The 25,868-nt window shown below is 35.8% G+C and carries 25 protein-coding genes; 12 read left to right on the top strand and 13 right to left on the bottom strand.

The features are described from left to right. The first annotated feature begins 44 nt into the window (after window positions 1-44). The gene (locus H6W52_RS00205; protein ID WP_116098824.1) at window positions 45-779 is read left to right on the top strand and encodes an endonuclease; all 735 of its coding nucleotides are present in this window, start codon (window positions 45-47) and stop codon (window positions 777-779) included. 65 nt (window positions 780-844) lie between these two features. Here H6W52_RS00205 and H6W52_RS00200 read toward each other — a convergent pair whose 3' ends face one another. After that, entirely contained in the window at window positions 845-1,048 is a 204-nt protein-coding gene (locus H6W52_RS00200; protein WP_116098823.1) for a hypothetical protein, read from the bottom strand. Window positions 1,049-2,061: 1,013 nt separating this feature from the next. Here H6W52_RS00200 and H6W52_RS00195 point away from each other — a divergent pair. The 7 genes from H6W52_RS00195 to H6W52_RS00165 all read left to right on the top strand — a co-directional run bounded on the left by H6W52_RS00195 (window position 2,062) and on the right by H6W52_RS00165 (window position 7,404). Then, on the top strand, window positions 2,062-2,802 hold the full coding sequence (locus tag H6W52_RS00195; RefSeq protein WP_262511420.1) for an AAA family ATPase: 741 nt from the start codon (window positions 2,062-2,064) through the stop codon (window positions 2,800-2,802). 8 nt (window positions 2,803-2,810) lie between these two features. Then, the gene (locus H6W52_RS00190; RefSeq protein ID WP_116098821.1) at window positions 2,811-3,179 is read left to right on the top strand and encodes a hypothetical protein; all 369 of its coding nucleotides are present in this window, start codon (window positions 2,811-2,813) and stop codon (window positions 3,177-3,179) included. A 60-nt stretch (window positions 3,180-3,239) separates the two neighbouring features. Next, complete coding sequence (locus H6W52_RS00185; RefSeq protein WP_116098820.1) at window positions 3,240-3,956, top strand: ankyrin repeat domain-containing protein; 717 nt, start codon at window positions 3,240-3,242, stop codon at window positions 3,954-3,956. A 6-nt stretch (window positions 3,957-3,962) separates the two neighbouring features. Beyond that, on the top strand, window positions 3,963-4,787 hold the full coding sequence (locus tag H6W52_RS00180) for a tetratricopeptide repeat protein (protein WP_116098819.1): 825 nt from the start codon (window positions 3,963-3,965) through the stop codon (window positions 4,785-4,787). A gap of 4 nt (window positions 4,788-4,791) precedes the next feature. Next, window positions 4,792-5,673 carry an SMI1/KNR4 family protein gene (locus H6W52_RS00175; protein ID WP_116098818.1) on the top strand — a complete coding sequence of 294 codons (882 nt, stop codon included), beginning with the start codon at window positions 4,792-4,794 and terminating at the stop codon, window positions 5,671-5,673. A 98-nt stretch (window positions 5,674-5,771) separates the two neighbouring features. Further along, on the top strand, window positions 5,772-6,344 hold the full coding sequence (locus tag H6W52_RS00170; protein WP_116098817.1) for a hypothetical protein: 573 nt from the start codon (window positions 5,772-5,774) through the stop codon (window positions 6,342-6,344). 163 nt (window positions 6,345-6,507) lie between these two features. Next, window positions 6,508-7,404, top strand: a complete 897-nt coding sequence (locus H6W52_RS00165; RefSeq protein WP_116098816.1) for a DUF4274 domain-containing protein — start codon at window positions 6,508-6,510, stop codon at window positions 7,402-7,404. Between the two features lie 98 nt (window positions 7,405-7,502). Here the strand turns inward: H6W52_RS00165 and gcvP are convergent, their stop codons facing one another. Next, window positions 7,503-10,361: an aminomethyl-transferring glycine dehydrogenase gene (gene gcvP / locus H6W52_RS00160; RefSeq protein ID WP_116098815.1), complete on the bottom strand. Its 2,859-nt coding sequence runs from the start codon at window positions 10,359-10,361 to the stop codon at window positions 7,503-7,505. Between the two features lie 376 nt (window positions 10,362-10,737). Continuing rightward, window positions 10,738-11,109, bottom strand: coding sequence for a response regulator (locus H6W52_RS00155; protein WP_116098814.1), 372 nt, complete (start codon window positions 11,107-11,109; stop codon window positions 10,738-10,740). A gap of 178 nt (window positions 11,110-11,287) precedes the next feature. On the opposite strand from H6W52_RS00155, the gene H6W52_RS00150 reads away from it, so the two are divergent. Beyond that, window positions 11,288-12,595, top strand: a complete 1,308-nt coding sequence (locus H6W52_RS00150) for a PQQ-dependent sugar dehydrogenase (protein WP_116098813.1) — start codon at window positions 11,288-11,290, stop codon at window positions 12,593-12,595. Window positions 12,596-12,741: 146 nt separating this feature from the next. On the opposite strand, the gene H6W52_RS00145 is transcribed toward H6W52_RS00150, so the two are convergent. From H6W52_RS00145 to H6W52_RS00100, 10 genes are all read right to left on the bottom strand, one after another. Beyond that, window positions 12,742-13,374 (bottom strand): ferritin-like domain-containing protein, encoded by a 633-nt coding sequence (locus H6W52_RS00145; protein WP_116098812.1) that lies wholly within the window; start codon window positions 13,372-13,374, stop codon window positions 12,742-12,744. 87 nt (window positions 13,375-13,461) lie between these two features. Beyond that, a complete protein-coding gene (locus tag H6W52_RS00140) occupies window positions 13,462-14,058 on the bottom strand; it encodes a Crp/Fnr family transcriptional regulator (RefSeq protein WP_116098811.1) in 597 nt (198 codons plus the stop codon). A 229-nt stretch (window positions 14,059-14,287) separates the two neighbouring features. Then, window positions 14,288-14,956: a MarR family winged helix-turn-helix transcriptional regulator gene (locus tag H6W52_RS00135; RefSeq protein WP_116098810.1), complete on the bottom strand. Its 669-nt coding sequence runs from the start codon at window positions 14,954-14,956 to the stop codon at window positions 14,288-14,290. 119 nt (window positions 14,957-15,075) lie between these two features. Next, window positions 15,076-15,774: an SDR family NAD(P)-dependent oxidoreductase gene (locus H6W52_RS00130; protein WP_116098809.1), complete on the bottom strand. Its 699-nt coding sequence runs from the start codon at window positions 15,772-15,774 to the stop codon at window positions 15,076-15,078. Between the two features lie 230 nt (window positions 15,775-16,004). Continuing rightward, the gene (locus H6W52_RS00125) at window positions 16,005-16,286 is read right to left on the bottom strand and encodes a TIGR03643 family protein (protein ID WP_087710706.1); all 282 of its coding nucleotides are present in this window, start codon (window positions 16,284-16,286) and stop codon (window positions 16,005-16,007) included. Between the two features lie 169 nt (window positions 16,287-16,455). Then, window positions 16,456-17,934 carry a cryptochrome/photolyase family protein gene (locus H6W52_RS00120; RefSeq protein WP_116098808.1) on the bottom strand — a complete coding sequence of 493 codons (1,479 nt, stop codon included), beginning with the start codon at window positions 17,932-17,934 and terminating at the stop codon, window positions 16,456-16,458. Beyond that, window positions 17,919-19,217, bottom strand: coding sequence for a DASH family cryptochrome (locus H6W52_RS00115; RefSeq protein WP_116098847.1), 1,299 nt, complete (start codon window positions 19,215-19,217; stop codon window positions 17,919-17,921). Before H6W52_RS00115 ends, H6W52_RS00120 begins: the two co-directional genes overlap by 16 nt. Continuing rightward, window positions 19,169-19,324, bottom strand: a complete 156-nt coding sequence (locus H6W52_RS00110) for a DUF2256 domain-containing protein (RefSeq protein ID WP_082423549.1) — start codon at window positions 19,322-19,324, stop codon at window positions 19,169-19,171. Before H6W52_RS00110 ends, H6W52_RS00115 begins: the two co-directional genes overlap by 49 nt. Window positions 19,325-19,635: 311 nt before the next feature. After that, entirely contained in the window at window positions 19,636-20,952 is a 1,317-nt protein-coding gene (locus H6W52_RS00105; RefSeq protein ID WP_116098807.1) for an ABC1 kinase family protein, read from the bottom strand. Window positions 20,953-21,382: 430 nt separating this feature from the next. Beyond that, window positions 21,383-22,042: a TetR family transcriptional regulator C-terminal domain-containing protein gene (locus H6W52_RS00100; protein WP_116098806.1), complete on the bottom strand. Its 660-nt coding sequence runs from the start codon at window positions 22,040-22,042 to the stop codon at window positions 21,383-21,385. Between the two features lie 97 nt (window positions 22,043-22,139). Here H6W52_RS00100 and ribA point away from each other — a divergent pair, with 97 nt between their 5' ends. From ribA to gndA, 3 genes are all read left to right on the top strand, one after another. Next, a complete protein-coding gene (gene ribA / locus H6W52_RS00095; protein WP_116098805.1) occupies window positions 22,140-22,730 on the top strand; it encodes a GTP cyclohydrolase II in 591 nt (196 codons plus the stop codon). Between the two features lie 47 nt (window positions 22,731-22,777). Then, on the top strand, window positions 22,778-24,214 hold the full coding sequence (locus H6W52_RS00090; protein WP_116098804.1) for an SDR family oxidoreductase: 1,437 nt from the start codon (window positions 22,778-22,780) through the stop codon (window positions 24,212-24,214). Between the two features lie 229 nt (window positions 24,215-24,443). After that, entirely contained in the window at window positions 24,444-25,862 is a 1,419-nt protein-coding gene (gndA, locus tag H6W52_RS00085; protein WP_116098803.1) for an NADP-dependent phosphogluconate dehydrogenase, read from the top strand. Window positions 25,863-25,868 lie beyond the last annotated feature (6 nt).

The following is a 25,868-nucleotide window of genomic DNA, read 5'->3' as shown; positions in this document are numbered from 1 at the left end:
TCATGGCAAAATAATTGTTGTGTACATTTTCAAATTCATATTCTATGCCCGAAGGTCCACCGATTGTTCTGATGAAAGAAGATCTGCAGAAATTTGCAGGCGAAAAAGTAATGGAAGTAAAAGGAAATTCGATTACTGAAACTGCAGAAATTAAAGATCATTTTTTACGCGAAATAAAAACCTTCGGAAAGCAGACGTTTTTAATTTTTGATAAAGCCAATATCCGGATTCATTTGCTGATGTTTGGTTCTTACAGCTTATTTGAAAGAAAAGATCAGGCGCAGAATCTTCGTCTGGGCTTAACCTTTAAGAACGGCGGAATGTATTTTTATACCTGCAATGTAAAAACGGTAAAAGACAAATTCTTAAAAGATATTGATTGGGAAGCCGATATAATGAGTGATCTGTGGAATCCCGAAAAGGCAGAAGAAAGGCTGAAAGCTAATCCTGAAATGATGGTTTGTGATGTTTTGATGGATCAGGATATTTTCGCGGGAGTGGGGAATATTATTAAAAATGAGGCTTTGTTCAGAATTGGAGTTCATCCTGAAACTTTTATTAGAAATTTACCTTCAAAAAAATTAAAGGAACTGATTGCAGAAGCCAGAAATTACAGTTTCGATTTCAAGAAATGGAAAAAAGCGAATGTCCTGAGAAAACATTTTGAAGTGTATCATCAGGAAAAATGCCCAAAATGCGGTCTGGAAATTGTGAAAAAAGAAACCGGAAAAGGGAAAAGAACGAGTTTTTTCTGTGAAAAAGATCAGAAATTGTATTAGATAACTGAAAAATTCCGGTACAGAATTCTTTATAGAAACAGTACCGGAAAAGGGTTTATTTTCTATTAATCGTAACAAACGACAATCTGCCCGGATTTAAAGCAGCAATTGGGGAATGAACAATAGATATAGCCTGAAGGGCAGCCTCCATTACTGGGTGGAATTGCGTAAGGATATTGTCTGGTACACTGGTCTACAGGAGGTAAAACTTTATCTCCTCCCAAGATTTCATTCAATTCTTTTCTTTTTAATTTTTTCAAATTTTTCATGATGGATTTGGTTTGAATTTTCGACTGTAAGTTTCTCTTAGCAGCATTTAATTAAAACCTAAAATTAAAAAATAATTCTTAATAATATGAATTATTTTAAATCATATACTTGTAAAATATAATTGTTGTCGATGTACTTAAATTTTTCCAGTTAAAAATCTGAATTTCTTATTATACTCCATGAATTTCTAAACAATATATATTTTCTCTTGAAAAATGACAATGAATTCTTACTAAATTGTTAAAAAACAGCATTGATTTTTCATTCCAAAAAAACATCTTTTTGTTCTGCTCTAAAAATTTTTATTCAAAAAAAATACTCGAAAATATGCCTTGTAGAGTTTTTATGCTAACATTTATTAATATTCCGGAGGTTAGATATCAAAAATAAGTGAGATATTATTGTCCCCGAAAATGTTATTATGTATTGCATTTTTTCTTTTTTGGATTATCAACTTTTAAATACAAGCTGTGAAATAATTAACAGATCAATAATTTTTTACATATAAATCAAAAAAAGCCTTATTATTTTTTCATTTTTATATTAATTATTTGTAAACTATTTTTATCTAAATCTTAAACAAAAACCATTTAAAACACTGATATACATCATGATTATTTATTTTGGAACATTGTTTGAAAGTCGTAATATTGCAAATGTAAAATTGATAATAAATAGTCAAATAATTAAAAATTAAACAAAATGATCACTTACATCGGAATTGCAACATGTTTAGTAGTATTCGCCTCTTATTTTGCAGCAGCAAGAAGAGAAAGAAACTAATTTAGAAAGTTCTGATCTGGAGAAATTCAGTTCCTGAACAAAAAGACGAAATTATATTGTTATATGTTTTCAATCTGCAAAGATTGACTGCTCTTTTACTCAGTGTGAGTAAAAGGGCACAAAAAACATAGCACAAGATTTTACACTAAGGAAGACAAATTTTAATTTTTATAATAGCCGATAGAAAGTCGAACATTCATTTGTTCGGCTTTTTTGTTGGATAACCTTTATCTTTGCATATAATTTTCGCAAAATGAATCTGTACAATCTTATTATTCAAGACAAAGAAGAAGTTAGCCTTAATGATGTTTTCCTTGATCCCCAAAATAAAGAACAGCTTGTACAGCTTATTAAAGAAAATACATTTTCCAAAGAACTTCTGGAATTTGGACTTCCGGTAAACAACAAAATTCTTCTTCAGGGAAGTTCTGGCTGCGGAAAAACAATGACCGCAAAAGCCGTTGCCAATGCTTTGGGAAAAAGCATCATCATCCTGAATTTAAGCAATATCGTTTCCTCCAGAATCGGGGAAACTTCCCAGAATATTAAAATGATCTTTGATAAAGCGGCAAGAGAAAGATCCGTCCTGTTCCTTGATGAGCTCGACCAGATCGGAAAAGCAAGAGGGAGCGACGATAAAGATGTGGGCGAAATGAGACGTCTCGTAAATACTCTTATTCAGTTGATTGATTATTTTCCGGAAAATGCCCTGCTTTTGTGTGCGACAAACCATCCTGAAATCATTGACACGGCTTTATTAAGACGTTTTCAGCTTAAAGTAGATTATGCACTCCCTTCAAAACAATTTTTAGATGATTTTTATGACGATTTGCTGGTGAAGTTTCCTGAAGATTTGAGACATATTGAGAGGAAATATGATGTTTCTTTTGCTGAGGCCAAAGATCATGCTTTTACGGTGGTGAAAGGGAATTTGATTAAATCATTGGAAGCTAAAACGGAAAAGATATAGTTTGCTAAATGAAATCAGGATTTTTTTCAGTTTTTCTGATGTTTTTGCTTTCGTGCTCTGAAAAATATAGTGGAGAAATTACTTTTAAAAACTGTAAAGTCAACTATCCTTTACATGATGAGGAAAAAGAAAGAAAAATTAATGATGAAGCTGTTACAAATCAATGGGAGTATGAGTCTGCTTTGCGCGAATTAGCACTTTGTTTGTGTGATGAATACGATCGGAAACCTACCAAGGAAATTAAAGATAAGATTATTGAAATCTACAAGTATAGATTCGAATATTATAACAGAAATGATTCTTTTGAGAAAATAAATTTTGATTCTATTTTAATGAATAGGAAAAGAATTTTTGATCCGGCAATGATCATTGATTAATAAGATATTGTTTTATATTTGGAAATTATAAATTTAAATTTCAAATAAAACTTTAACCTTATGAAAACCAAAAGCCTGTTTGTCGCTTTATCTCTATTTACGTTCAGCTCTGTATTTTCTCAAAAAATCTTTAATGCTATTGAAAGTCAGGACATCGAAAAGGTAACAAAATTATTGGAGAAAGGAGAAAATATAAACCAAAAATCAAAAGAAGATGGTTTAACGCCTTTATATTCTGCAGTAGGAACAGGAAACGTAAAACTGGTTGAACTTTTAATAAAAAAAGGCGCCGATGTTAATACGCCTTTAGAAAGCACCGCAACTCCGCTGAATTTTGCTTCTCAGGAAGGATTTGTAAAGATTGTAGAATTACTTCTCAGCAATAAAGCAAATCCAAATTTCCAGGATGTTAACGGGTGGACTGCATTACGTTTTGCCACAAGAAATAACAGATTTGAGGTGGTAAAACTTCTAGTCGAAAATAAAGCTATGGTAGACTCCAGAGCAAAAGATCTTGCAACACCTTTCGCAAGCGCAATCAGTAAAGGCTATTTAAATATCGCGGAATATCTTATAAAAAACGGCGCTGATATTAATAATATCGATGCTGATCATGAAACCCCGATTATGTACTGTGCTCAGGGTGGAAATTTGGAAACGGTAAAATTTCTGCTTCAATATAAGCCTGATTTAACAATTAAAAATAAGGACGGCAAAACAGCTTTGGATATGGCAAAAGAGAAAAATAACGCAGAAATTGTTAAGCTTTTACAGTAAAAAACAATGAAAAAAACAATCCTTATTTTCGCGTATTTTCTTTTAATTTTCAATTCCTGCCAAAATAAATCAGAGGAAGCAAAATCTGCGACAAATGATATTGTTTTTAAAGATAAAGCAGGTCATATGATTACGAAAAGCGAATTAGAAAATACAACAGGAAAAATAGATTATGAAATTATGGATAATAAAAATATTGATCCAACAGCAAGAAAACTGCATACAGAAGCTAGAGAACTCGGGCAGTCAGGAAAGTATGATCTTGCCATTGCGAAACTTAAAGAAGCCATAAAAATTCAACCCGACTGGTCATATCCTATGTATGATCTTGCTTTTACATATCTTTTAAAAGGAGATTTCGATAATGCTTTAAAATTTTATAAAAAAACTGATGATCTTTCACCCAAAGGATTTTTCACTACAAAAACAGCTTTATACACTCTTCAAGGTGAACAGTCGGGAAAATTTCCTAAAGGTCTCTATTTAGCTTATCTGCAAATAGAATGGACGGATGATAAGGAACAGAAATTAGAAATTACCAAAACCCTGACCGAAAAAGTTCCTGATTTTGCTCCTGCATGGAAAGAGCTTGCCAATCTTATGGATAACAAAGCAGAAAAGTTTAACGCTATTGAACAAGGTCTGCTAAAAAATCCTGACGCAGATACCAAAGGAATTCTGGAAATAAATAAGACAATTTTACTAGACCAAAATGGAAAGAAGGAAGAAGCCAAAAACCTTTTAGGACATCTTATTTTTTCATCTGATGCTACCACAGCCAATATTGAGCTTGCAAAATTTACTCTAAACTCAATAACTGAAAAAAAATAGCAGAATGGAATTGATCAGAAAAGAAATCGAAGGAAGACAGATTGAAGTATATACAGAATCGAAAAAATTTATCCTTGCCGGTAAAAAAGGGGATGTTAAAAATACGCTTGAGAATTATGGAGCCGTCGTGAAAAAATTTAATAAAGAGCAGGATGTTTATTTGCTGATCGGTCGGGATTTTTTTGTTTCCGGTAATTACAGTTACATCAACCGCAACTATCTTTTTGAAGATGAGCTGCTGGAAAATCACTTGTCACTCAGCTTTTTCCCCAATCTTAAAAGAGATTTCTATAACATGATCCGAAGTCTGCTTCAGCGTGAAGATCTTTACATCCACTATTTTTCTATCGGAAAACCTCTAAGCAAAGAGGATTTTGAAAAATATGAGAAAAAATTAAAACGGAAAATTCCTTCGGCTGTCAAAGAGTTTTACAGCCTATTCGGTCACATTCAAATTTTATGGGATTATAAGGAACCTTACGTGGACAGAAGAGTAAAAGCAGGCAAAGCTTGGAATTTAGATGCTTACGACAATCATATCGGATCCATTCAGATACTGCCTTTAAAAACGGTTTTATTTGATAAATGGGAAGAGCATTTCGATGTGGATGATGACCTGAAAATATTTGATTTTTATTCGGAGTACAATATGATTGCTTTAGATCTTAATTCTGATGATGATCCAACCATGTATAAAGGAGATAACTATGGCAATTCTTTTACAGACCATTCTACAATGAGCTTTACTGATTATATTTCTTTAACATTAAATCTCCACGGCTTGAGAGAAAGAGGAGGTTATTTTGTACATTTTTTTAGCAATAATCATTCAAAGACCAAATTAGGAAATGCGATTAAAAAATCATCTGAAATACCTTCACGATAAATTTAAAATCTTAGAATTATATCAAAATTTTCATTAAATAATAGCTGAAATTAAACATTTTTAATACTTTAGGGCTCTAAATTTAAAACTAATATACTATGGCAATCAATTTTGCATCAGAAGAAGAGAAAAAGGGTTTCTGGGAACTTTCCAATACCATTCAGGCAGGAAACTACGAAGAAGCTTTAAACCTTTCTAAAAATTTACTCGAAAGATTTCCTGACAATAAAGCGGTCTACCATAACCAGATCGGCGCAATGATCTATCTTTCCAAGAATGATTACTGGGGCGCAACATCGCATTATACCAAAGCTTTAGAATATGGTTTCGACGCGGAAGCCTGTGAAGAAAACATCTGGGAATCGGCTGTAGATTCTTACAAATTTCTTATTGACAGTGAAGAAGGTTTCTGCTCGCTGATGATTAAAGATACGCACGAATTTATTGCCGCCAATGATTTGGTTCAAAAATACGAAAGTCTTTTCCCGAATGGAAAATATGCAGTTGAAGCTAAAGAACTCAATTACATTTTCAGCTTATCAGAAGAACTGCTGGAAAACAATAACTATAATTCTTCGGCATTACAGAAAAACTATTCGGAAAAATATCCGAATGGAAAACAACGCGAAGTGGTGACGGCTTTGTGTGAAATTATTGATAACAATTCTTAGAATTAATTTCGAAAATATATTTCGTTATTGACTGTCATAGAAAAACTATTATAAAGTCAAAAAAAATCCAGCAGTCTTGGTTTGCAGGATATATTCTAAACAAACCAAAAGTATTATAACATAGCAGACAACAGATATGTGATTCATTATCAGAAAGAAAAAAATGGCAAAATCAATAGCAAAAACAAAAACATTATTTAAAAAAGCATTTTATTATAACTGGGATAATGGATTAACCGGCTTAGAAAAAATTGTAAGAGATAGCAATTGTGACAAAGCAACTGCAATTATGATTTTTTGGAGAGGTCATCCAAATTACTATTATAATCATCCAAATGTAGAAAAAATGGAAGATTATGAAAAGGCTGCATTCGATTTTTTGAAATTATTGGAAAAAGATCTGGTCTCGGAAAGATATCCCAAAATCATCTCATTTTCTCCTGAAAAAGAATTTATTCCTGCCACTTTAGGCAACATCCCAAAAGAACTTATTCAGTATGTAGAAGGAACTATACATTATCAGGAAGTGTTATTTCCAAACAAAAATCCTTTTGACGAAGAAATAATGGCTCTCTGTAAAAATTGTGACAATATGATCAAGATGTTTGAATTAGAAAAACGAGGTGCTGATTTCAGTTTAAAAATTAATAACGGTTATTCTTATCCCATTGCAATTGCTTGTGGAAGTGGACAAATAGAAGCTATTAAATATTTTATTGAGAAAGGATATGATCTAAATAAAAAATATAGTAAGAATCCTTTATTCTGGAGCGCTGTTATAAACAAAAAAATTCAGGCAGTTAATTTGATATTAGAAAACGGTGGAAAAATAAATCAAAAAGGAGAATTTGGCAGAACAATTTTACATTTAATTGCGGGTTGGTTTGCCGAAAACCAAGATGGTTTCGACGATGAATTAATGAAAATCCTTAGCTTTTTAATTGAGAAAGGAGCAGATGTAAACGCTAAAGATTCATCTAAAAAAACTCCGCTTGATCTGGCGATTATGTGGAATAATGTAAAATATATAGATTACTTATCTGGTTTTCAGTCTTATTAAATTATAACGAGATTGCTTCGTCGCTTCGCTCCTCGCAATGACATAAAAAATCCCTCTCATCACTGAAAGGGATTTTTCTATATCTAAAAAACTTTTAATTACATATAAGCTTCAATTGGCTCACAGGTACAAACTAAGTTTCTGTCTCCGTAAGCTTCATCCACTCTTGAAACTGTAGCGAAGAATTTGTGGTCTCTTACCCAATCTAAAGGATAAGCTGCTTTTTCTCTGCTATATGGTTTATCCCAAGAATCGGAGATTACCAGTTGTTCTGTGTGAGGCGCGTTTTTCAACACGTTGTTGGCTGCGTCTGCTTCACCGTTTGCAATCTCATCAATTTCATGTTTAATGGCAATTAAAGCTTCTGCAAAACGGTCGATTTCAGATTTGCTTTCAGACTCAGTCGGCTCAATCATTAAAGTTCCTGCAACCGGGAAAGAAACGGTAGGAGCGTGGAAACCATAGTCCATTAATCTTTTCGCTACATCGGCAACTTCAATTCCTAACGATTTGAACTGTCTGAAATCTACGATACATTCGTGGGCAACTCTTCCGTTTTCGTTTGAATATAAAATCGGGAAATGCTCAGCTAAAATTTCTTTTAAATAATTCGCATTCAGAATCGCGTGTTCCGTTGATTTTTTCAGACCTGAATTTCCTAACATTTTGATGTAAGCGTAAGAAATATTCAGAATTAATCCAGAACCGTAAGGTGCTGCAGAAATACCTTCAATCGCATCTTTTGATCCGATTCTGATATTTGCATTGGAAGGTAAGAAAGGAACTAAGTGTTTAGCCACACAAATCGGACCAACTCCGGGACCTCCTCCTCCGTGAGGAATTGCGAACGTTTTGTGTAAGTTTAAGTGACAAACGTCTGCTCCGATGTTTCCGGGACTTGTGTATCCAACCTGAGCATTCATGTTCGCTCCGTCCATATAAACCTGTCCTCCGTGTTCGTGGATCAAAGCTGTAATTTCTTTAATGTTGGCATCGAAGAATCCGTATGTAGACGGATAGGTGATCATTACACAGGAAAGATTTTCAGAATGCTGTTCTGTTTTTGCTTTTAAATCTTCGAAATCGATTTCTCCGTTCTCAAGGTTTTTAACCACAACAATTTTCATTCCTGCCATTGCCGCAGAAGCAGGGTTGGTTCCGTGTGCAGACTGAGGAATTAAAACCACATTTCTGTGACCTTCACCTCTTGAAATGTGATATTCTCTGATCACCATTAATCCTGCGTATTCTCCCTGAGCTCCGGAATTCGGCTGAAGAGAAGTTCCTGCGAAACCTGTAATTTCAGCTAAATCTTTCTCCAGTTCACGGATCATTTCCTGATAACCTCCTGCTTGGTCAACCGGTACAAACGGATGAACAGAACCCCAATTGTCCCATGAAAGCGGTAACATTTGTGTTGCGGCGTTCAGTTTCATCGTACATGAACCTAAAGAAATCATTGAGTGGGTTAATGATAAATCTTTTCTTTCAAGACGCTTGATGTAACGCATCAATTCTGTTTCCGTATGGTATTTGTTGAATACTTCTTCCGTAAGAATTTCGTCTTTTCTTAAATTCTCTTCCGGAATGCTGTATCCTTCTTTAATTTCTAGTTTGAAAGTCTGCTTATCTTTGAACTGGGCAAAAGAAGCCATCAGATAATTTAACTTATCCAATGTTGTACTTTCGTTGATCGCAATACTTACAACCCCTTCTGTGAAGTAGTTTAAGTTTAATTTGTGATCAAGCATCATTCTCATCAGTCTTCCTTTCTCATCTTCATTCATCGTGATTTTTACCGTATCAAAGATCGGTTCTTCCACGATTTCATATCCTAAAGCTTTCAGGCCTCCCTTCAAAGCGTTGGCTTTGAAATGAATCTGATCTGCGATATAATTTAATCCTTTCGGACCGTGATAAACAGCGTACATTCCTGCCATAACAGCCAAAAGAACCTGAGCGGTACAGATGTTTGAAGTCGCTCTTTCTCTTTTGATGTGCTGTTCTCTCGTCTGTAAAGCCATTCTTAAAGCACGTCTTCCGTACACATCCTGGGAAACTCCGATAATTCTTCCCGGAATATCTCTTTTGTAGTCTTCCTTACAAGAGAAAAATGCTGCGTGAGGACCACCGTAACCCAATGGAATACCAAATCTCTGCGTTGTTCCCACTGCACAGTCTGCTCCCATTGAAGCCGGAGATTTTAACTTCACCAAAGCCATCGGATCACAGGCAACAACTACCTGAAGATCTAATTTTTTATAGTCAACGATGTTTTCTGTATAATCTAAAACAATTCCGTTTTTCCCGGGATATTGTAATAAAACTCCGAAGTAAGAACCGTCAAACTCATGCGTTTTGTGATCTCCTTCTACGATTTCGATTTCAAGACCTTCCGCTTTTGTTTTTAATACAGATACTGTCTGAGGAAGCACAAGATCGGAAACAAAGAATTTATTGGCTCCGGCTTTTTTCTGGTCTTTCGTTCTGTTGTTGAAGAACATATGCATTGCTTCTGCAGCAGCCGTAGATTCGTCTAATAATGAAGCATTAGCCAAGGCAAAACCTGTAAGATCACACACCACAGTCTGGAAATTAAGAAGTGCTTCCAGTCTTCCCTGTGCAATTTCCGCCTGATAAGGAGTATATGCTGTGTACCAGCTTGGATTTTCAAAAATATTTCTCTGAATAGCCGATGGCAGCAACGTGTTGTGATATCCGAACCCGATGTAGCTTGTATAATCAGTGTTTTTCGATGCTAATTCCTTTGAATGGATCAGCATTTCGTATTCTGAAAGCGGTTCTGAGATTTCAAGATCTTTTTCTAAACGGATAGAAGAAGGGATGGTTTGAGAGAGAAGCTCCTCGATACTTGAAACGCCAACTTTTTCCAGCATTGCCTGTTTATCGGCTTCATTTAAGGAAATGTGACGGCTCACAAACTGTTCTGTATTCATTTTTATTTATTAGATTTTGTTTGTAAAAAAGATTCGTAAAATTACGCATTTTTAGAAAATTGTACAACTAAATTAAAATCATAAATAAATAATATAAGGTATTTTAACTTATTTAAAATTAAAGCCTTTTTGTTGAGTTATTGAACATAAAATTTGTTAAAAAAAGCAGTTGAGAATAAATTTTACTGCCAGTTAGATTTTCTAAAATTTAAAAATAATCAATATTACAAGTACTTATTTTTAAACTCGCCAGGTTTTATAATTATTTAAATGTTAAATTTTCCAAATCTGTTTACGGAAATTCATAATATTATCAATTAAAAAATCCTCCAAAATTTAAATTTGGAGGATCTATTTATAGTAAGGCAATGTTAATTTATTGAAGGTTAGGCTGTTTTATCAAATCTTCAATCTTCAAAATAACATCATCAATATCAAAAGGTTTTGGGATAAAAATATCCGCTTTGCAGGAGTTTACAACGTTTGCCGCTTTTGCATGGGCGCTGATAATCATTACGGGAATATGAGACGTTGCGGGATTTTCTTTGATCTGGTTGCATAAATCTGTTCCCAAACCATCCGGTAATTTCACATCCATGATAAAAATATCGGGAACTACGGATTGATCTCTGTTGTTAAATGCTTCAGCATTGGCGAAAGAACGTACATCATAATTCTCAAATGACAGGAGTAGCTGCAATGCATCTCTGATGCCTGTCTCATCTTCAACGATAAAAATTGTTTTCATATCCGTTGCATCGCAAAAACAAAGCCAATCTTAAACGAAATCTTAAATTAATGAAAAATTGAAGATCAATTTTATCTGATTCGGAATAAATCGATTATTAATATTCATCGATATAAGTTATTTTCTTAAAGGAATACTTTTTGTAATCTCTGAGAAACAAAACCACAACTTAAAATATATGAAACATTATTTTCTACCCATGTTAACTTTGCTGACGTTGAGCTGCAAAGAAAATAAAACAGAAAAAACAGAGGGCAATACCGCCGTTACCAAAACCGATACGCTGAAGCTTCCTGCACCGGATGAAAAAAACAGCAAGACAAAATTCAGCAACGTATTGGGATGGTCTAAAGGAAAAGCGCCTGTTGCTCCTGAAGGATTTACCGTAACAAGATTTGCGGAAAATATTAAAAGCCCCAGAAATATGATTCAGGCTGAGAATGGAGACGTATTTGTGGTGTTGTCTAATTCTGAACGTACTGTTTCGGAGAAAATTAAAAATGACATCAGTGGTAAGAGTGATGCTGAAGTAGACGGAAAATCTGCCAACCGAATAATCATTTACCGTGATGCCAACAAAGATGGTATTCCGGAATCTTCAACAGTGTTTTTAGCTAATCTTAACCAGCCATATGGAATGCTCATCATTAATGATCAGTTTTATGTTGCCAATACAGACGGATTATGGGTCTATCCTTACAAATTGGGAGATACAAAGATCACTAAGCCAGGGAAAAAGATCGTAAGTCTTCCTGCGGGTGGATATAACAATCACTGGACGAGAAACCTGATCGCCAATAAGGATCAATCCAAAATCTATATTTCCGTAGGTTCGGGAAGCAATGTAGGGGAAAACGGAATGGATAAAGAGGTGAGAAGAGCCAATATTTTAGAAGTAAATCCCGACGGAAACGGTGAGAAAATCTATGCAGCAGGTCTCAGAAATCCTGTCGGGATGAGTTGGAATCCCGTAACCGGAGAACTCTGGACTGTTGTAAATGAGAGAGATGAATTAGGAGACGATTTAGTTCCGGATTATCTTACCAGTGTAAAACAGAATGCTTTTTACGGTTGGCCATATTCTTACTTCGGTAAAAACGAAGATCCCCGAAGAAAAGGAGAAAGACCCGATCTTGTACAGAAAACAATAGTTCCGGATGTACCTTTGGGAAGTCATACTGCATCTTTAGGTTTGACATTTTATACAGGATCACAATTTCCCGAAAAATATAAAAACGGAGCTTTTATCGGACAGCACGGATCTTGGAACCGCTCATCTTTGGTAGGATATCAGGTTGCTTTTGTCCCTTTTAAAAACGGAAAACCTTCCGGTTCATATCAGCCTTTTCTTACAGGTTTTATAGCAAATGAAGCAAAAGGAGATGTTTACGGAAGACCGGTTGGAGTTTTGCAGTTAGCAGATGGATCTTTACTGGTCGCAGATGATGTAGGAGGAATTGTCTGGAGAGTATCTCGTAAAAATTAATGAAATTCAACAGATTATCAGAAAGCAGTCATTCAGGGCTGCTTTTTTATTAACCACATCGTTTTCATAGCAAATAAAAAATAGAGCTTGATCATTCAGGCTCTATTTATTTGATTTAAAAGTTCTTTTACCTTCCGTAAAATATTTTACAATGCTTTGCTGTTAAGATTGGTGTCTGCAACTTTTGTAAGCAGCTCATCACACTTTTTTTCTTCCTCCAAAGTGCTTAAAAGATGCTGAAGACAGTCTTTTTCTTCCAGTACTTTTGCGAAAGCTGCTAAAGTTCCGTATGTGGCAATTTCATAATGCTCAACCTTCTGTGCTGCGGCAATAATTCCGGCATCTCTTACAGCTCCGGGTTCTGTTTCTTCGATAATGCTTTTTCCTTCATCCAGTAAACCCTGCATCGCATCACATTTTTTAGCCTGCGCTTTCTTGCCCAGAGCTTTGAAACATTCTTCCAGTCTTTCCACATGGCCTTCGGTTTCTACCATATGATTTTCTATTGCTTTTTTCAGTTTTGCATGCGTTGCATTTTTCATCATGGTAGGCAACGCTTTCAGTAAAGCTTTTTCTGCCCAGTAAATGTCTTTCAAAGAATCTTCAAAAAGGTCTTTTAGTTCTTTTGCCGCGTTTTTCTTTGCCGGAGTTTTAGAGGTTGCTTTTGTTGAAGTTTTCGAGGTTGCCTTTGTTGGAGTTTTGGCATTTGATTTTGCTGCGTTTTTTGCTGGTGCTGATTTTTTCGCAGGTGTTTTTTTAGTTGCGGTTTTTGTTTCCATAATATAATATTTTAGTGTTTGGTTGCTGGTGAATCTGCAACTATAAGACCAATTTGGCTCAAAACACACAACTGTGGTATGAAAAGATCAGACAAAGATTTTTCTGTTGATGATTTTCAGATATTCCTCTTTTTCCAGCTTTTTCACAGCTCTCACTACTGTTTCCACTCTTAAGGCGGTAATAGCGGCAATTTGCTGTCGGGTTAGCGGAACCTCATAGGAATATTTGGATTGGTCTTCATAAAAACTTTTATGATAATCTAAAACCCCCACAATTCTTGTTTCCGGACGAAGAGACGAATTGTTTTCCAGCATAATATATTTGTAATAAAGTCTTTCGGACAAGAATTTGTTGATGTCTCTTGAAATTTCAGGATTCTCGTCAAGAAGCTTTTCAAAACTTCTTTTTGAAAGTTTTAATACAGTACATTTTTCAAAAGTTACTGCGTTTACAGGATAAGTCTGATCTATAAACAACAAAAGTTCGCATACACTCAGTCCTCTGTCCAGAATGGCAAGAATAAGTTCCCTGCCTTCATCATTGTAATGGTTCAGTTTTATTCTGCCTTCTACAACCTGATAATAATACTTCGGTTTTTCCCCTTCATTAAAAATGGTTTGATGGCGATCGAAAGTTTCTTCTTCTGCGCCATAGTGGAGTAAAAGTTCTTCTGATATTAGCATATATAAGATTTTGTGATGATAATGGTATTGGCGGAAGCGGATTAATTAAATTTAAAAATAAAAAAATCATACCATTATAAAGAATATCACAATTTCTGTTATCTGATTGGGAAAATTATGCTAAGATTCAGACAATTATTTTTTCTATGTGAATGTATAATTACGCACAAAACTTTCAAACAAAATAAAAATGTCTGAAAGTTTCAGTAGTTTTAAAATTTTAGATTGATTATATTTCTGAGTTCCTTTTGTGGGTAACCAAATCCATTACTTTTCCAATATCTTCATTTCTGTATTCCGAGTAGACGTGCGAGTGAAAATCATTCAGTTTTCTGAGCAATTCCAGAAGTTCGGTTTTTTCTTTATTTTCCAGTTTTCCGGCAAGAATTCTCGATGTCATATTAACTTTTTCAACAGAACGGTGGAAATAATCTTCACCTTTTTCGGTGATGTTGAGACGTTTGCTTCTTTTGTCTTCGCTGTCATTCTTTTCTTCGATTAAGCCATATTCCAGAAGACGTTTGATGATTTGAGTTCCCGTCTGTTTCTCGTGTCCGTTTCTTTCAATCAACTGAATTTTAGTCAGATTCGGTTCGTCCTTCAATCGGTAAAGGTAGGTAAATTCTTCATTGGCGAGTTCAGGAAAATCATTCAGTCCCTTTCGGATCAGTTGTTTAGAATATCGTCCCAAAAGCAGAACCTGTTTGCAGATTTCATTTTCTGTGAACGAAACCTTATGCTGTTCATTTTTAAAAAGCTTGGTAGGGCTCTCTTTTCTGTATTTTTTATCATTCAGCCAAAGACGGAAATCCTCGACCGTAGAGTGAGGTTTATAAGCTTCGGAATTTTCAAATTCTTTAACCTGATGCAGCAAATCAATGAAAAAATCAGTATTCATAGTGCAAATTTAATCTAAGTATTTTAAATATTTTTTTATAATCTAATAAAGAGGTTTAAGAATCTAAATCCTCCAACGCTCCAACTCTCCAACCCTAAAACCCCTAAAACTCTCTAACACTAAAGCTTCACACTTCCCATTCCTCCATCAATTCCGAAAACCTGTCCTGTAATCCACGACGATTTATCCGAAACAAGGAAAGCCGTCATTTCCGCAATTTCTTCAGCCGTTCCCACTCTTTGCAACGGATGTCTTTTTGCAGAGGCTTCTCTTTTCTCAGGCGTTGCTAAAAGCTGTGATGCTAAATTCGTGTCCGTTAAAGAAGGAGCAATTGCATTTATCCGTATTTTCTGAGCCGAAAATTCCGCCGCCAGACTTTTCGTAAGACCTTCCACTGCATTTTTACTCGCCGCAATCGAAGCGTGAAAAGGCATTCCCAGTTTTGCCGCAACGGAACTGAAAAGCACAACAGAGGCACTTTCCGACTTTTTAAGATTCGGCAAAAGTTTCTGAATAATTTTAACCGCTCCCAGAACATTGATCTCAAAATCATTCTTAAAATCATCCACAGAAAGTCGGTTAAAAGGTTTTAAATTAATGCTTCCCGGTGCATAAACCAATCCATCCACCACTTCAGGGAAATTAATGTCATCTAAATTTCCCGAAAGAATATCCATTGGATGAAATTCAATATTCGGATGACTCAGTTCGTGATTTTCCGTTCTGGAAATTCCAATGATTTTGTGTTGTTCTGCAAGAATTTTTGCCGTTGCTAATCCGATTCCCTTTCCGCAACCGATGATGACGATATTTTTCATAATTTTTATTTTAATGTTTTGAACACGAAGTTCATACAGTTTTATACTTTGATACACTTCGACAGGCTCAGTGTGACATCTCTAATACTATTCGTTTAATTATCTTTTAATTGTCAGCCTGAGCTTAGTTTATCCTGTCTGACGAAATAAAGTGTCTATTTACAATGCTTTTTTGCTCTTTTGCAAAACTTTATTTCCAAACAATTCTTTTGTGACTTTTGTGGTAAAATTTATCTTTTAGAAATTTTATTATTGCTGATAATTCTCTGTCTGCTGCATTTAAAGCGGTTGATTTCTTCGCTTCTTTTTTTCAGATGTTTCTGGCTCACTCCCGAATTCACTCTTTTTCTCCAAAGCTTAAAACTCGATTCTTTCAGCTCCGAACGCATCAGTTCAATTACTTCCGATTCACTGATTCCAAACTGAAATTGTATCGCTTCAAACGGTGTTCGGTCTTCCCACGCCATTTCGATGATTCTGTCGATTTCTTTTATGTTGAGGTTTTTATTCATTTTTTTTGATTTTTAACGCAAAGTCCGCAAAGATTTTTTCTTTAAAATTTTGAAAATATTTTTTGTTCGCAAAGGCGTTTCACTCAGCAAAGTCTTTTTATAGAATCTTTTTTGCTCTTTTGAAAACTTTTTACCAATCAATTCTTTTGTGTCTTTTGTGGTTAAAATATCATTTCAGATTTTCAATAAATTCCTTCGCCGTTTTAAAATGCTGTTTTCGTTTTTCTTCCGGCATCTTCTCCAGTGTTCTCAGCATCATTCCCAGTCTTGGATTTTTGGCAAAAAAATCTTGATGGTCATTAATAAAGTTCCAGAACAGCGCATCCCATTGTTCCGCCCAGTCACCATCCGGATAATCGCTCATTTTTTTGATATAATTGCTTCCGCTGATGTACGGTTTCGTGCTCATTTTTCCGCCGTCCGAAAAACTGCTCATTCCATACACATTCGGAACCATAACCCAATCGTAAGAATCAATAAACATTTCCATAAACCATTGGTACACTTCATCAGGATCGAACTGAGCAAGATTCATAAAATTGGCAAAGATCATCAGTCTTTCGATGTGATGGGTATAACCTGTTTTCAGGATTTTCTGGAGCGAGCTGTCAATCGGGCGGATTCCTGTTTTGGCGGTGTAAAAAGACTCCGGAAGTTTTTGCTTGTGTTTCCAGTAATTTTTATTCCGCTGATACGTTCCCTGATAAACATAAACCCCGCGAACAAATTCTCTCCAACCCAAAATCTGGCGGACAAAACCTTCCAGAGAATTCACCGGAATATCGTTGTCTTTTGCAAATGAAATCGCTTTTTCCAGCACATTTTCAGGCGTTAACAGCCCGACGTTCATTAACGGAGAAAGCACACTGTGATGAAGAAAATGTTCCTTTTCCACGATGCTGTCCTCATAAACCCCAAATTCCAGAAAGCGGTTTTCAAGAAACTGTTCGAGCCATTGTTCAGCTTCTTTAAAAGTAGTCGGGTAGAGCTGTTCATCCGCAAGCGTTCCGTAATTCTTGGCAAAATGCTTTTCGGTATATTGTTTTGCTTCCTCATAAAATTCATTGTTTTTCGGAAAATGAATTGCGGGCGCTTTTTTATTTTTCGGATATTTTTTCCGGTTTTCGGTGTCGTACGTCCATTTTCCGCCCAAAGGTTTTCCTGCTTTCATCAGAATATTTCGGGTAATTCTCTGCTGCTTATAAAAATCAGTCTGATGATAGCCTTTTTTACCTTCAAAATAATCTTTCAGGTCTTCTTTGCTGTTGATGAAAAGCGGACTATCCAAAATTTCGAGTTCTAATTTCGTTTCCTTTAATCTTTTTTCCAGCCAGTTGTCGCAAACATCCGTTGTTTTTATCGTTGTAAAATTTTCTTTTTCAAGTTTCAGAATTAAATTTCTGATGTCCGAAAATTTCGATGAACTTTCTATATATTCAACTTCAAAACCCACCTTTTTTAATTCATTTTCATAAAATTTCATTGTCGAACGGTGAAACGCAATCTTCTGTTGATGAAAAGAATACTGTTTAAAAAACAGAAATTCCTCTATCAAAAATACAGGCTGACTTTTATCCAGATAATCCGTATCCTCAAAAAGCTGATGCGGAAAAATCAATTGGGCGGTATGTTTTACTGCTTTAGCCATAAACGTCTGAATTTTTGATTGGAATCATACATTTCTGCCTGTTTTTCAGGGTTAAAAGTCCGGTCACGATTATCATTTCCGACTCCGGCGAGATACATCCAGTTGCCGTAATTGCTGTGAACATCATAATCAATAAGCATTTCCTCAAAATAAGCCGCTCCGATTCTCCAGTCCTGTTTCAGGATTTTGCAGAAGTAGGAAGATACATTTTGACGACCGCGATTGCTCATCCAGCCGGTATTTTTAAGTTCAAGCATATTCGCATTCACGAAATCGGAATCCGTTTCTCCATCCTTCCATTTTTGAATCAATGTTTTATTGTTTTCCGCGAAATATTTTTGATGATTAATTCCGCTTTTCCAGAAAATCAAATCTTTATACTGTAAAGAAACATATCTGAAAAAATCCCTCCAAAGCAATTCAAAAATCAACCAATACGTTGAATCATTGGCTCCGAATTCTTCCTCATATTTTTTTATCTCGTGGTAAATGGTTACCGCAGAAAGACTTCCATCCGACAGCCAAGCCGAAAATTTCGAACTGTAATCTGTTCCCACCAAACCGTTTCGGGTTTGCTTGTACTGACTCAGATTCTGCGTTTCCGAGAAATAATGATGCAATCTTTTCAATGCTTCATTTTCTCCACCCGAAAAAGGAAAAGCAGTTCTTTCGTCCGTTTCAAAATCTTCAAAACCGAGCGATTTTAACGAAATGGTATCACTTTTAAAATGAATTTCCGATTTATCGTACATCAAATCTTCCGATTCAAATTCAGGGCGAATCAGCAGATTTTTTTCAATTTTCTGCCGGAACGCGGTAAAAAGCATCGGAATTTTATCCAAAGTCTTAAAAACAAAAAGCGGATGAACCAGAAACTGAGAATACGATTTTTCCCAAATGGCAGCCGGAACCACACTTCGGATTTTTGTATGAAGTTCGGTTTCTTCCTTCGTCCATTCTTCCTGACAGAAAATCTTCACGATTTCAAATTCCTTGGAAATTTCTTTAAAAACGTCTTCCGTTTTGCCGTATTTAACTAAAAAAGGAATCTTCTGTTTCGCTAAATTCTGCTTTAAATTTTCTACACTTTCCAGCAAAAGTTTTGCACGGTATTTTCCGATTTTTCTGAAGCCAAACTGTTTTTGAGCAAAAAATTCAGAGTCAAAAACATACACCGCAAGAAAAGGTAACTCTTCCTGCATCGCTTTGTATAAGGATTCTGAATCTCTCGTTCTCAAATCTTTGGTGAACCAGAGGATGTTGATTTTTTGTTTTTCCGGCATCTTTCGCTGCAATATTTTACTTCGTCCCAGTTTTTTTTCCACTTTTTCCGCCAGTTGAAAGGCAGTCCGCAGACTTCACAGATTTTGGAAGGTAATCCTGAAGGCATATTTTTTATATTAAACTTTAATTCAAATACAATTGTAATGTTAACAGGTCGCTCCTACGGAGCTTCCTTTTTACGGCTTTCTATTTTCTTTTAACAGTACATTCCTACGGAATTTTATAATGCTCCGATAAGAGCTGACTGTTAATAGCTAACATTTTTATAAGATGAGAGCTCCGTAGGAGCGACCTGTTAATGATTCATTTATTCCAACAAAATCGTTTTCAAACCTTTCGGCTCTTTTAATAACCTGTAATTCATCAAAATCTTTTGTGACTTTTGGCTCCGTCGAATCTTCGATTTGCGGTTAAATATCACTTACAATAATTTTTAAAATTATTAATCGCCACGTCTTTCGCTTTCAGATCGTGCATCATATTGTACAATCCGAAAAACGTTCTGTTTAGGTATATAAAATGTCGTGAACCACGGTTGGTATTCATTCCTTTCATATCACTTGCTTTCGCATATTTTTGTCCCAGATCGGCAATTTCCTGAAAGAACGACTCATCCGAAAAGTCAAATTTTTCCTGATTAAACGGTCTCGTAAACAATTCCAGCAATTCGTAGAATAATTTGGCAAAAAACTCTTTTTCCTGTGGCGAATCATCTTCACGCAAAATTTCCAATGTAAACAATTTCTCACGGAAAATCTCAGGATTCTTTAAATTTTCTTCTTTCGCCAGTTCGAAATACGGAATGTAGAAATCTTCCGGAATTTCCTTGATACAGCCAAAATCGATAACCAACAATTCATTGTTTTCCGAAATCAGGAAATTTCCCGGATGCGGGTCGGCGTGAACTTTTTTAAGAATATGCATCTGAAACATATAAAAATCCCAAAGTGTCTGTCCGATTTTATTCAAATCTTCCTGAGGATTCTGTTTTTTAGTAAATTCCGAAAAATGAATTCCCGACATCCAATCCATCGTAATGATTTTCTCACACGAATATTCCGGATAATAATGGGGGAACTTCACATTCGGAAGATGACTGCATTCTTCTGCAAAATGCTGACTGCGTTTCAGTTCCAGATTGTAATCAGTCTCTTCAAACAGTTTGTCTTCCACTTCCTGAAAATAAGATTCCGAACCTTCTTTTTTGATGTTGAACATTTTCATTGCAATCGGTTTTACCATTTTAAGGTCGCTCGAAATACTTTCTCTCACGCCGGGATACTGGATTTTTACCGCAAGTTTTTTACCATCTTTTTTCGCAGTATGAACCTGTCCGATACTCGCAGCATTAACCGATTCGGCGGAAAATTCATCAAAAATATCTTCCGGATTTTTCCCGAAATATTTTCTGAATGTTTTCTTCACCAAAGCACCAGACAAAGGCGGAACCGAAAACTGTGAAAGCGAAAATTTCTCCACATATTCCACCGGAAGAATATTTTTTTCCATACTCAGCATTTGTGCGACTTTCAGAGCAGAACCTTTCAATTCTTTTAACGAATCGTAAATGTCTGCAGCATTGTCTTCGTTCAGAATTTTACGTGCCTCATCTTCATCTTTCGTTATTTTATTTCCGTAATATTTCAGGTAATTGACGCCGACTTTTGCTCCCGCTTTAAGCAGGCTGCTTGTCCGTTCAATTTTTCCTGTAGGAATTTTATCTAATGTTTTCATTTTTAAATCTTATTTTTATGTGTTTGGTAATCAAAGCTCCTATGGGAGCTTTATCTGTGTAGAAAAAGAATTTATTTTCCCATTTTGGAGCACTCCGTAGGAGTGCTATTTTTAATTCATCTTTGAATTTTCAGATTGAACTCCTGCGGAGTTCTCTTCAACACAATTATTCGTAATTTCTACACAGATTCCGCACCTACGGAGCGCACTATTCTCTAGATTATTTTCATTCATTTTCGCAGCCGAATTGCCTCATTCTTTTATCTTTAATTCTTGAATCGGCGAATCTCGCAGCCCGACCTGAACGGAGCTCTTTTTGTAAACTAATGGCTGAGGAATCGAAGTCATTGGTTTGCAAAAAAGCGGGAGTGGAGGGCGGAAATAGCTGCCCAAATAAAAAAAAGCTTTATTTGAAGCCAAAAGCTATTCATCAACTCATTTTAAACTTTTCCTTCCACAGAAATTTTCCAAGGTCGAAAACTTTTCTCAATGGCTCGTTGTCCATCAGTTCAAAACCCGTATCGATGGTTTTTTCGATGAAAATATCCGTCTTTTCAAAATCCGGAGAAGTGTCTTTTTTCCAGAAATCAATGGCAGAAATCAAATGCAGCCAAAGTGCTTCCTGTCTCGATTTTTCGTTGAGTTTTCTTATATCTTCTTTCGCTTTTTCAATCATTTCCCACTCGTTGAAATCGAGCGTATTAACAAATTGTTTGTGCGTTTCCCTAAGATTCTGAAGCGTTTTGATGTTCTGCATCTTATTGCTTCCTAAAATAGATAACACTAACGAACGGTTCATCGTCATATTTTCAAAGAAAATGTAATACACATTCAGGAGCTTTTCTTTAGTTGTCACTTCGCTCGAAGAATTCACTTCCGAAGCGAGTTCCAGAGATTTCGTGAAAAGATGATTCAATATTTCTCTTTCAATCTGCTCAAATCCTGAGAAATAGTGGTAAAACTCTTTCTCCTCAAAATTATTTTCTTTCGCAAAAAGGTAAACATTTTTCGGTTTTTCTCCATGATTCAAAAGATAATCTCCGTATAATTCAAATATTTTTTCCTGCGTGATATTGGCTTGTTCTTGCATAATAGAATTTATTTATTGACAAATTTAGTAAATAAATTTACATTTAATTAAAATAAAGTATAAATTTGTACTATGTAAACCATTTAATTTTTGAATTATGTTGACAATACAGGCACAATCGAGTATACCTACAGATTTTGGAATGTTTACTGTTTATGCATTCTCAGAACACGAAGAAGACTGGAATCCGCACTTGGTTTGGGTAGCAGAAAATACAGATTTCAGCAAAACGGTAAACGTGCGTTTTCATTCGGAATGCATTACAGGTGAGATTTTTCATTCTAAAAAATGTGAATGCGGACAGCAATTAGACGCGGCAATGAAATATATGTCGGAAAACGGAGGAATGATTATTTACCTTCGACAGGAAGGTCGTAATATCGGAATCATCAATAAGTTAAGAGCGTATGCGCTTCAGGAAAAAGGTTTTGATACGGTGGAAGCGAATTTAAAGTTGGGTTTACCCGCAGACGGAAGAAATTTTGATGTGGCAGTTGAAATGCTTAAGATTTTGAATGTGAAAGAAATTAATCTGCTGACCAATAATCCGGATAAACTTAAATCTCTGGAAAACAGCGGAATTATTCTCAATCATAGAGTTCCTTTGGAAATAGAATCTAACGAGGTAAACGAAAGTTATCTTTCAAAAAAGAAAGATTATTTCGGACATCTCTTAGAAAAGGTATAATTTTCTCATTACGCTGAAAATAATTTCCACTCACCAAAATCAATCTTATGAAAAAAATTCTGCTTACCGGCGCTACCGGATACATCGGAAAACGAATGATAAACGTAATCGCTGCACAAGGTTATCAGGTAATCTGCTGCTGTAGAGACAAAAATCGTTTTTCTAAAAGTGTGGATATTGATGATGCCCAGATTGAAGTGGTGGAAGTGGATTTTCTGAAACCCGAAACACTGGAAAATATTCCAAAAGATATTTCCGGAGCGTATTACCTGATGCATTCGATGAGCAACAGCAACGATTACGCAGAAATTGAAAGACAATGCGCCGTTAATTTTTCAAATTATATTGAAAAAACTGATTGCAAACATATCATTTATCTTTCGGGTCTGGCAAATGAAAAAGAATTATCGCAACATTTAAGTTCAAGATTTGAAGTTGAAAAAATCCTGATGAAATGTAAAGTTCCTGCAACGGTTTTAAGGGCAGGAATTATTATTGGTTCAGGAAGTGCATCTTTTGAAATCATCAGAGATCTGGTGGAAAAATTACCGGTGATGGTGGCTCCGAAATGGCTTCACACAAAATGTCAGCCGATAGGAATTGCCAATGTTCTGGATTTTCTGATTTTTACTTTATTTAAAGAACAGGCGTACCACAGAAATTTTGACATTGGCTGTGATAATGTTTTGACTTATAAAGAAATGCTTCTGGAGTTTGCCAAAATCAGAGGATTGAAAAGAAAAATTTTTACGGTTCCTGTAATGACTCCGAAACTGTCTTCGTATTGGCTGTATTTTATTACTTCAACATCGTACAATTTAGCTTCTGCTCTGGTCGGAAGTATGAAGATTGAAGTTATCTGCAGACCGGAAAGCCTTGCGGAAATCAAACAGATTACCGGAGTTCAGCCATTTTCTTATGATACGGCGTTAAGAAGAACTTTGGCTAAAATTCAGGATAATGAAATTGCTTCAAGCTGGAAAGACAGCTTTATTAGCAGCAGAAGCGATTCCAGTCTGAAAGATTATCTCGATGTTCCGAAATACGGCTGCTTCGTGGATTTAAGAACTGAGGAATATGATGACCGTGAAAAATGTCTCCACAGAGTTTTTTCTTTGGGCGGCGCAAACGGATGGTACGGTCAAAGTCTCTGGAAGGTTCGCGGATTTATGGATTTATTGGTTGGCGGACCGGGACTGAGACGCGGAAGAACACATCCAGATAAACTTCACGAAGGTGATGCACTGGATTTCTGGCGTGTTCTGTATGCCAATAAAGAAGAAGGGAAACTTATTCTTTTCGCAGAAATGAAACTTCCCGGAGAAGCATGGTTAATGTTTAAAGTTTATAAAGGAAAACTGTGGCAAAAAGCGGTTTTTCGACCTCATGGATTAACGGGAAGACTCTATTGGTATTCTGTTTTGCCGTTTCACGGAATTATTTTTAAAGGGATGGTAAGAAGACTGGCAGGAAAAATTTCTTGATTTCAAATATATCCGATTATTTTTTAAGAATTGGCAGCACATAAACGTGTTGCCAGTTTTTGTATGACATCTCAGCGGTAAACAATTGAGGATTATATTTTTAAGCAAATTTTAAATATTGCCTTAAACATCATATAGAAAATTTTTATTAATCTTATTTCTATATCACTTTCATAATGCTTAATTTTAAAGCTTTAAACGTTTAAACATTTACTAATACATCATCATAATGGAAAAATACAGTTATGGTATGATCGGACTGGGAGTTATGGGGAGAAATCTCCTGTACAACATCGCCGATCACGGATTTTCTATTGCAGGATTTGATCTTGATCATGAAAAAATAAAAGATTTGGAAGAACAGAAGACTTCCAATATGAATATCAAAGGTATACCTTCTCTGGAAGATTTTGTATCGCAGCTGGAAACACCGCGAAAAATTATTCTGATGGTTCCTGCCGGAAAACCGGTAGATGCGGTATTAGAAAATCTTAAACCGATTCTGAGCGAAGGAGATATCGTAATAGATGCCGGAAATTCTTATTTCAAAGATACCGACCGACGTGTGGCAGATCTGGCTTCCCAAAAGCTTCATTTTATGGGAATGGGAGTTTCCGGAGGCGAAAAAGGAGCGAGAACAGGACCAAGCATTATGCCGGGCGGAGATCAGGAAGCGTTCGGACTTTTACAGCCGATGCTGGAAGCCATTGCAGCCAAAGTAGATGGTGATTCGTGTACAGCCTACATGGGAAAAGGTTCTGCCGGAAATTATGTGAAAATGGTTCACAACGGGATTGAATATGCCATCATGCAGCTCATCAGCGAAGCGTATGATTTGCTGAGAAAAGGAGCAAAGCTTACAAATGATGAGCTTTATGAAGTGTTTAAAGAATGGAATAACGGAGAGATGAATTCTTTCCTGATCGAAATTACAAGAGACATTTTCCAGCAGAAAGATTCTTTAACCGATGGTTATCTTGTTGATCAGATTTTAGATAAAGCCGGTGCAAAAGGAACCGGAAAATGGACTTCCGAACAGGCAATGGAAATCGGCGTTTCAGTTCCGACGATTGATATTGCAGTAACTTCCAGAATTTTATCAGCTTATAAAGACGAAAGAATAAAAGCGTCGCAACTATATTCTCACAGTGAGGTTGTAACTCCTGAGAACAAAGAAATTTTCATTAAAGAAGTGGGAGAGGCGCTGTATTTGTCTACACTAATCAGCTATGCACAAGGTCTGGCTTTACTCGTAAAGGCTTCCGAAGAATATCAGTTTGAAATTCCTCTGAAAGATGTGGTAAAAATCTGGAGAGGAGGATGCATTATCCGTTCGGTTTTACTGGAGAAATTCTACACTGCTTATACAAAAAATCCTCAGCTTTCCAATATTTTGCTTGATGAGGAAATCTCGGCTATCGTAAAAGAAAAAGTTTCATCGCTGAGAAAGACGGCTGCTTTTGCAGTTTCAAACGGTATTTCAAGCTTAGGACTTCAGACGGCTTTAGGTTATTTTGATGCCTATACCACAGAATCTCTTCCGGTGAATCTGATTCAGGCACAGAGAGATTATTTCGGAGCACATACCTACCAGAGAACCGACAGAGAGGGAGTTTTTCACACCAACTGGGAAAGTTTTAATCATTAAAATTCA

The sequence above is a fragment of the Chryseobacterium sp. C2(2020) genome, from assembly GCF_014218915.1.
In the GTDB taxonomy this organism is placed as follows: domain Bacteria; phylum Bacteroidota; class Bacteroidia; order Flavobacteriales; family Weeksellaceae; genus Chryseobacterium; species Chryseobacterium mucoviscidosis.
This window is presented reverse-complemented; position numbering and strand designations above follow the sequence as displayed.

What these genes read in the sequence shown, in the direction of transcription:
- H6W52_RS00205 (WP_116098824.1), top strand. Translation starts at nt 45, where the DNA reads ATGCCCGAAGGTCCACCGATTGTTCTGATGAAAGAAGATCTGCAGAAA.
- H6W52_RS00200 (WP_116098823.1), bottom strand. Translation starts at nt 1,048, where the DNA reads ATGAAAAATTTGAAAAAATTAAAAAGAAAAGAATTGAATGAAATCTTG.
- H6W52_RS00190 (WP_116098821.1), top strand. Translation starts at nt 2,811, where the DNA reads ATGAAATCAGGATTTTTTTCAGTTTTTCTGATGTTTTTGCTTTCGTGC.
- H6W52_RS00185 (WP_116098820.1), top strand. Translation starts at nt 3,240, where the DNA reads ATGAAAACCAAAAGCCTGTTTGTCGCTTTATCTCTATTTACGTTCAGC.
- H6W52_RS00180 (WP_116098819.1), top strand. Translation starts at nt 3,963, where the DNA reads ATGAAAAAAACAATCCTTATTTTCGCGTATTTTCTTTTAATTTTCAAT.
- H6W52_RS00175 (WP_116098818.1), top strand. Translation starts at nt 4,792, where the DNA reads ATGGAATTGATCAGAAAAGAAATCGAAGGAAGACAGATTGAAGTATAT.
- H6W52_RS00170 (WP_116098817.1), top strand. Translation starts at nt 5,772, where the DNA reads ATGGCAATCAATTTTGCATCAGAAGAAGAGAAAAAGGGTTTCTGGGAA.
- H6W52_RS00165 (WP_116098816.1), top strand. Translation starts at nt 6,508, where the DNA reads ATGGCAAAATCAATAGCAAAAACAAAAACATTATTTAAAAAAGCATTT.
- gcvP (WP_116098815.1), bottom strand. Translation starts at nt 10,361, where the DNA reads ATGAATACAGAACAGTTTGTGAGCCGTCACATTTCCTTAAATGAAGCC.
- H6W52_RS00155 (WP_116098814.1), bottom strand. Translation starts at nt 11,109, where the DNA reads ATGAAAACAATTTTTATCGTTGAAGATGAGACAGGCATCAGAGATGCA.
- H6W52_RS00150 (WP_116098813.1), top strand. Translation starts at nt 11,288, where the DNA reads ATGAAACATTATTTTCTACCCATGTTAACTTTGCTGACGTTGAGCTGC.
- H6W52_RS00145 (WP_116098812.1), bottom strand. Translation starts at nt 13,374, where the DNA reads ATGGAAACAAAAACCGCAACTAAAAAAACACCTGCGAAAAAATCAGCA.
- H6W52_RS00140 (WP_116098811.1), bottom strand. Translation starts at nt 14,058, where the DNA reads ATGCTAATATCAGAAGAACTTTTACTCCACTATGGCGCAGAAGAAGAA.
- H6W52_RS00135 (WP_116098810.1), bottom strand. Translation starts at nt 14,956, where the DNA reads ATGAATACTGATTTTTTCATTGATTTGCTGCATCAGGTTAAAGAATTT.
- H6W52_RS00130 (WP_116098809.1), bottom strand. Translation starts at nt 15,774, where the DNA reads ATGAAAAATATCGTCATCATCGGTTGCGGAAAGGGAATCGGATTAGCA.
- H6W52_RS00125 (WP_087710706.1), bottom strand. Translation starts at nt 16,286, where the DNA reads ATGAATAAAAACCTCAACATAAAAGAAATCGACAGAATCATCGAAATG.
- H6W52_RS00120 (WP_116098808.1), bottom strand. Translation starts at nt 17,934, where the DNA reads ATGGCTAAAGCAGTAAAACATACCGCCCAATTGATTTTTCCGCATCAG.
- H6W52_RS00115 (WP_116098847.1), bottom strand. Translation starts at nt 19,217, where the DNA reads ATGCCGGAAAAACAAAAAATCAACATCCTCTGGTTCACCAAAGATTTG.
- H6W52_RS00110 (WP_082423549.1), bottom strand. Translation starts at nt 19,324, where the DNA reads ATGCCTTCAGGATTACCTTCCAAAATCTGTGAAGTCTGCGGACTGCCT.
- H6W52_RS00105 (WP_116098807.1), bottom strand. Translation starts at nt 20,952, where the DNA reads ATGAAAACATTAGATAAAATTCCTACAGGAAAAATTGAACGGACAAGC.
- H6W52_RS00100 (WP_116098806.1), bottom strand. Translation starts at nt 22,042, where the DNA reads ATGCAAGAACAAGCCAATATCACGCAGGAAAAAATATTTGAATTATAC.
- ribA (WP_116098805.1), top strand. Translation starts at nt 22,140, where the DNA reads ATGTTGACAATACAGGCACAATCGAGTATACCTACAGATTTTGGAATG.
- H6W52_RS00090 (WP_116098804.1), top strand. Translation starts at nt 22,778, where the DNA reads ATGAAAAAAATTCTGCTTACCGGCGCTACCGGATACATCGGAAAACGA.
- gndA (WP_116098803.1), top strand. Translation starts at nt 24,444, where the DNA reads ATGGAAAAATACAGTTATGGTATGATCGGACTGGGAGTTATGGGGAGA.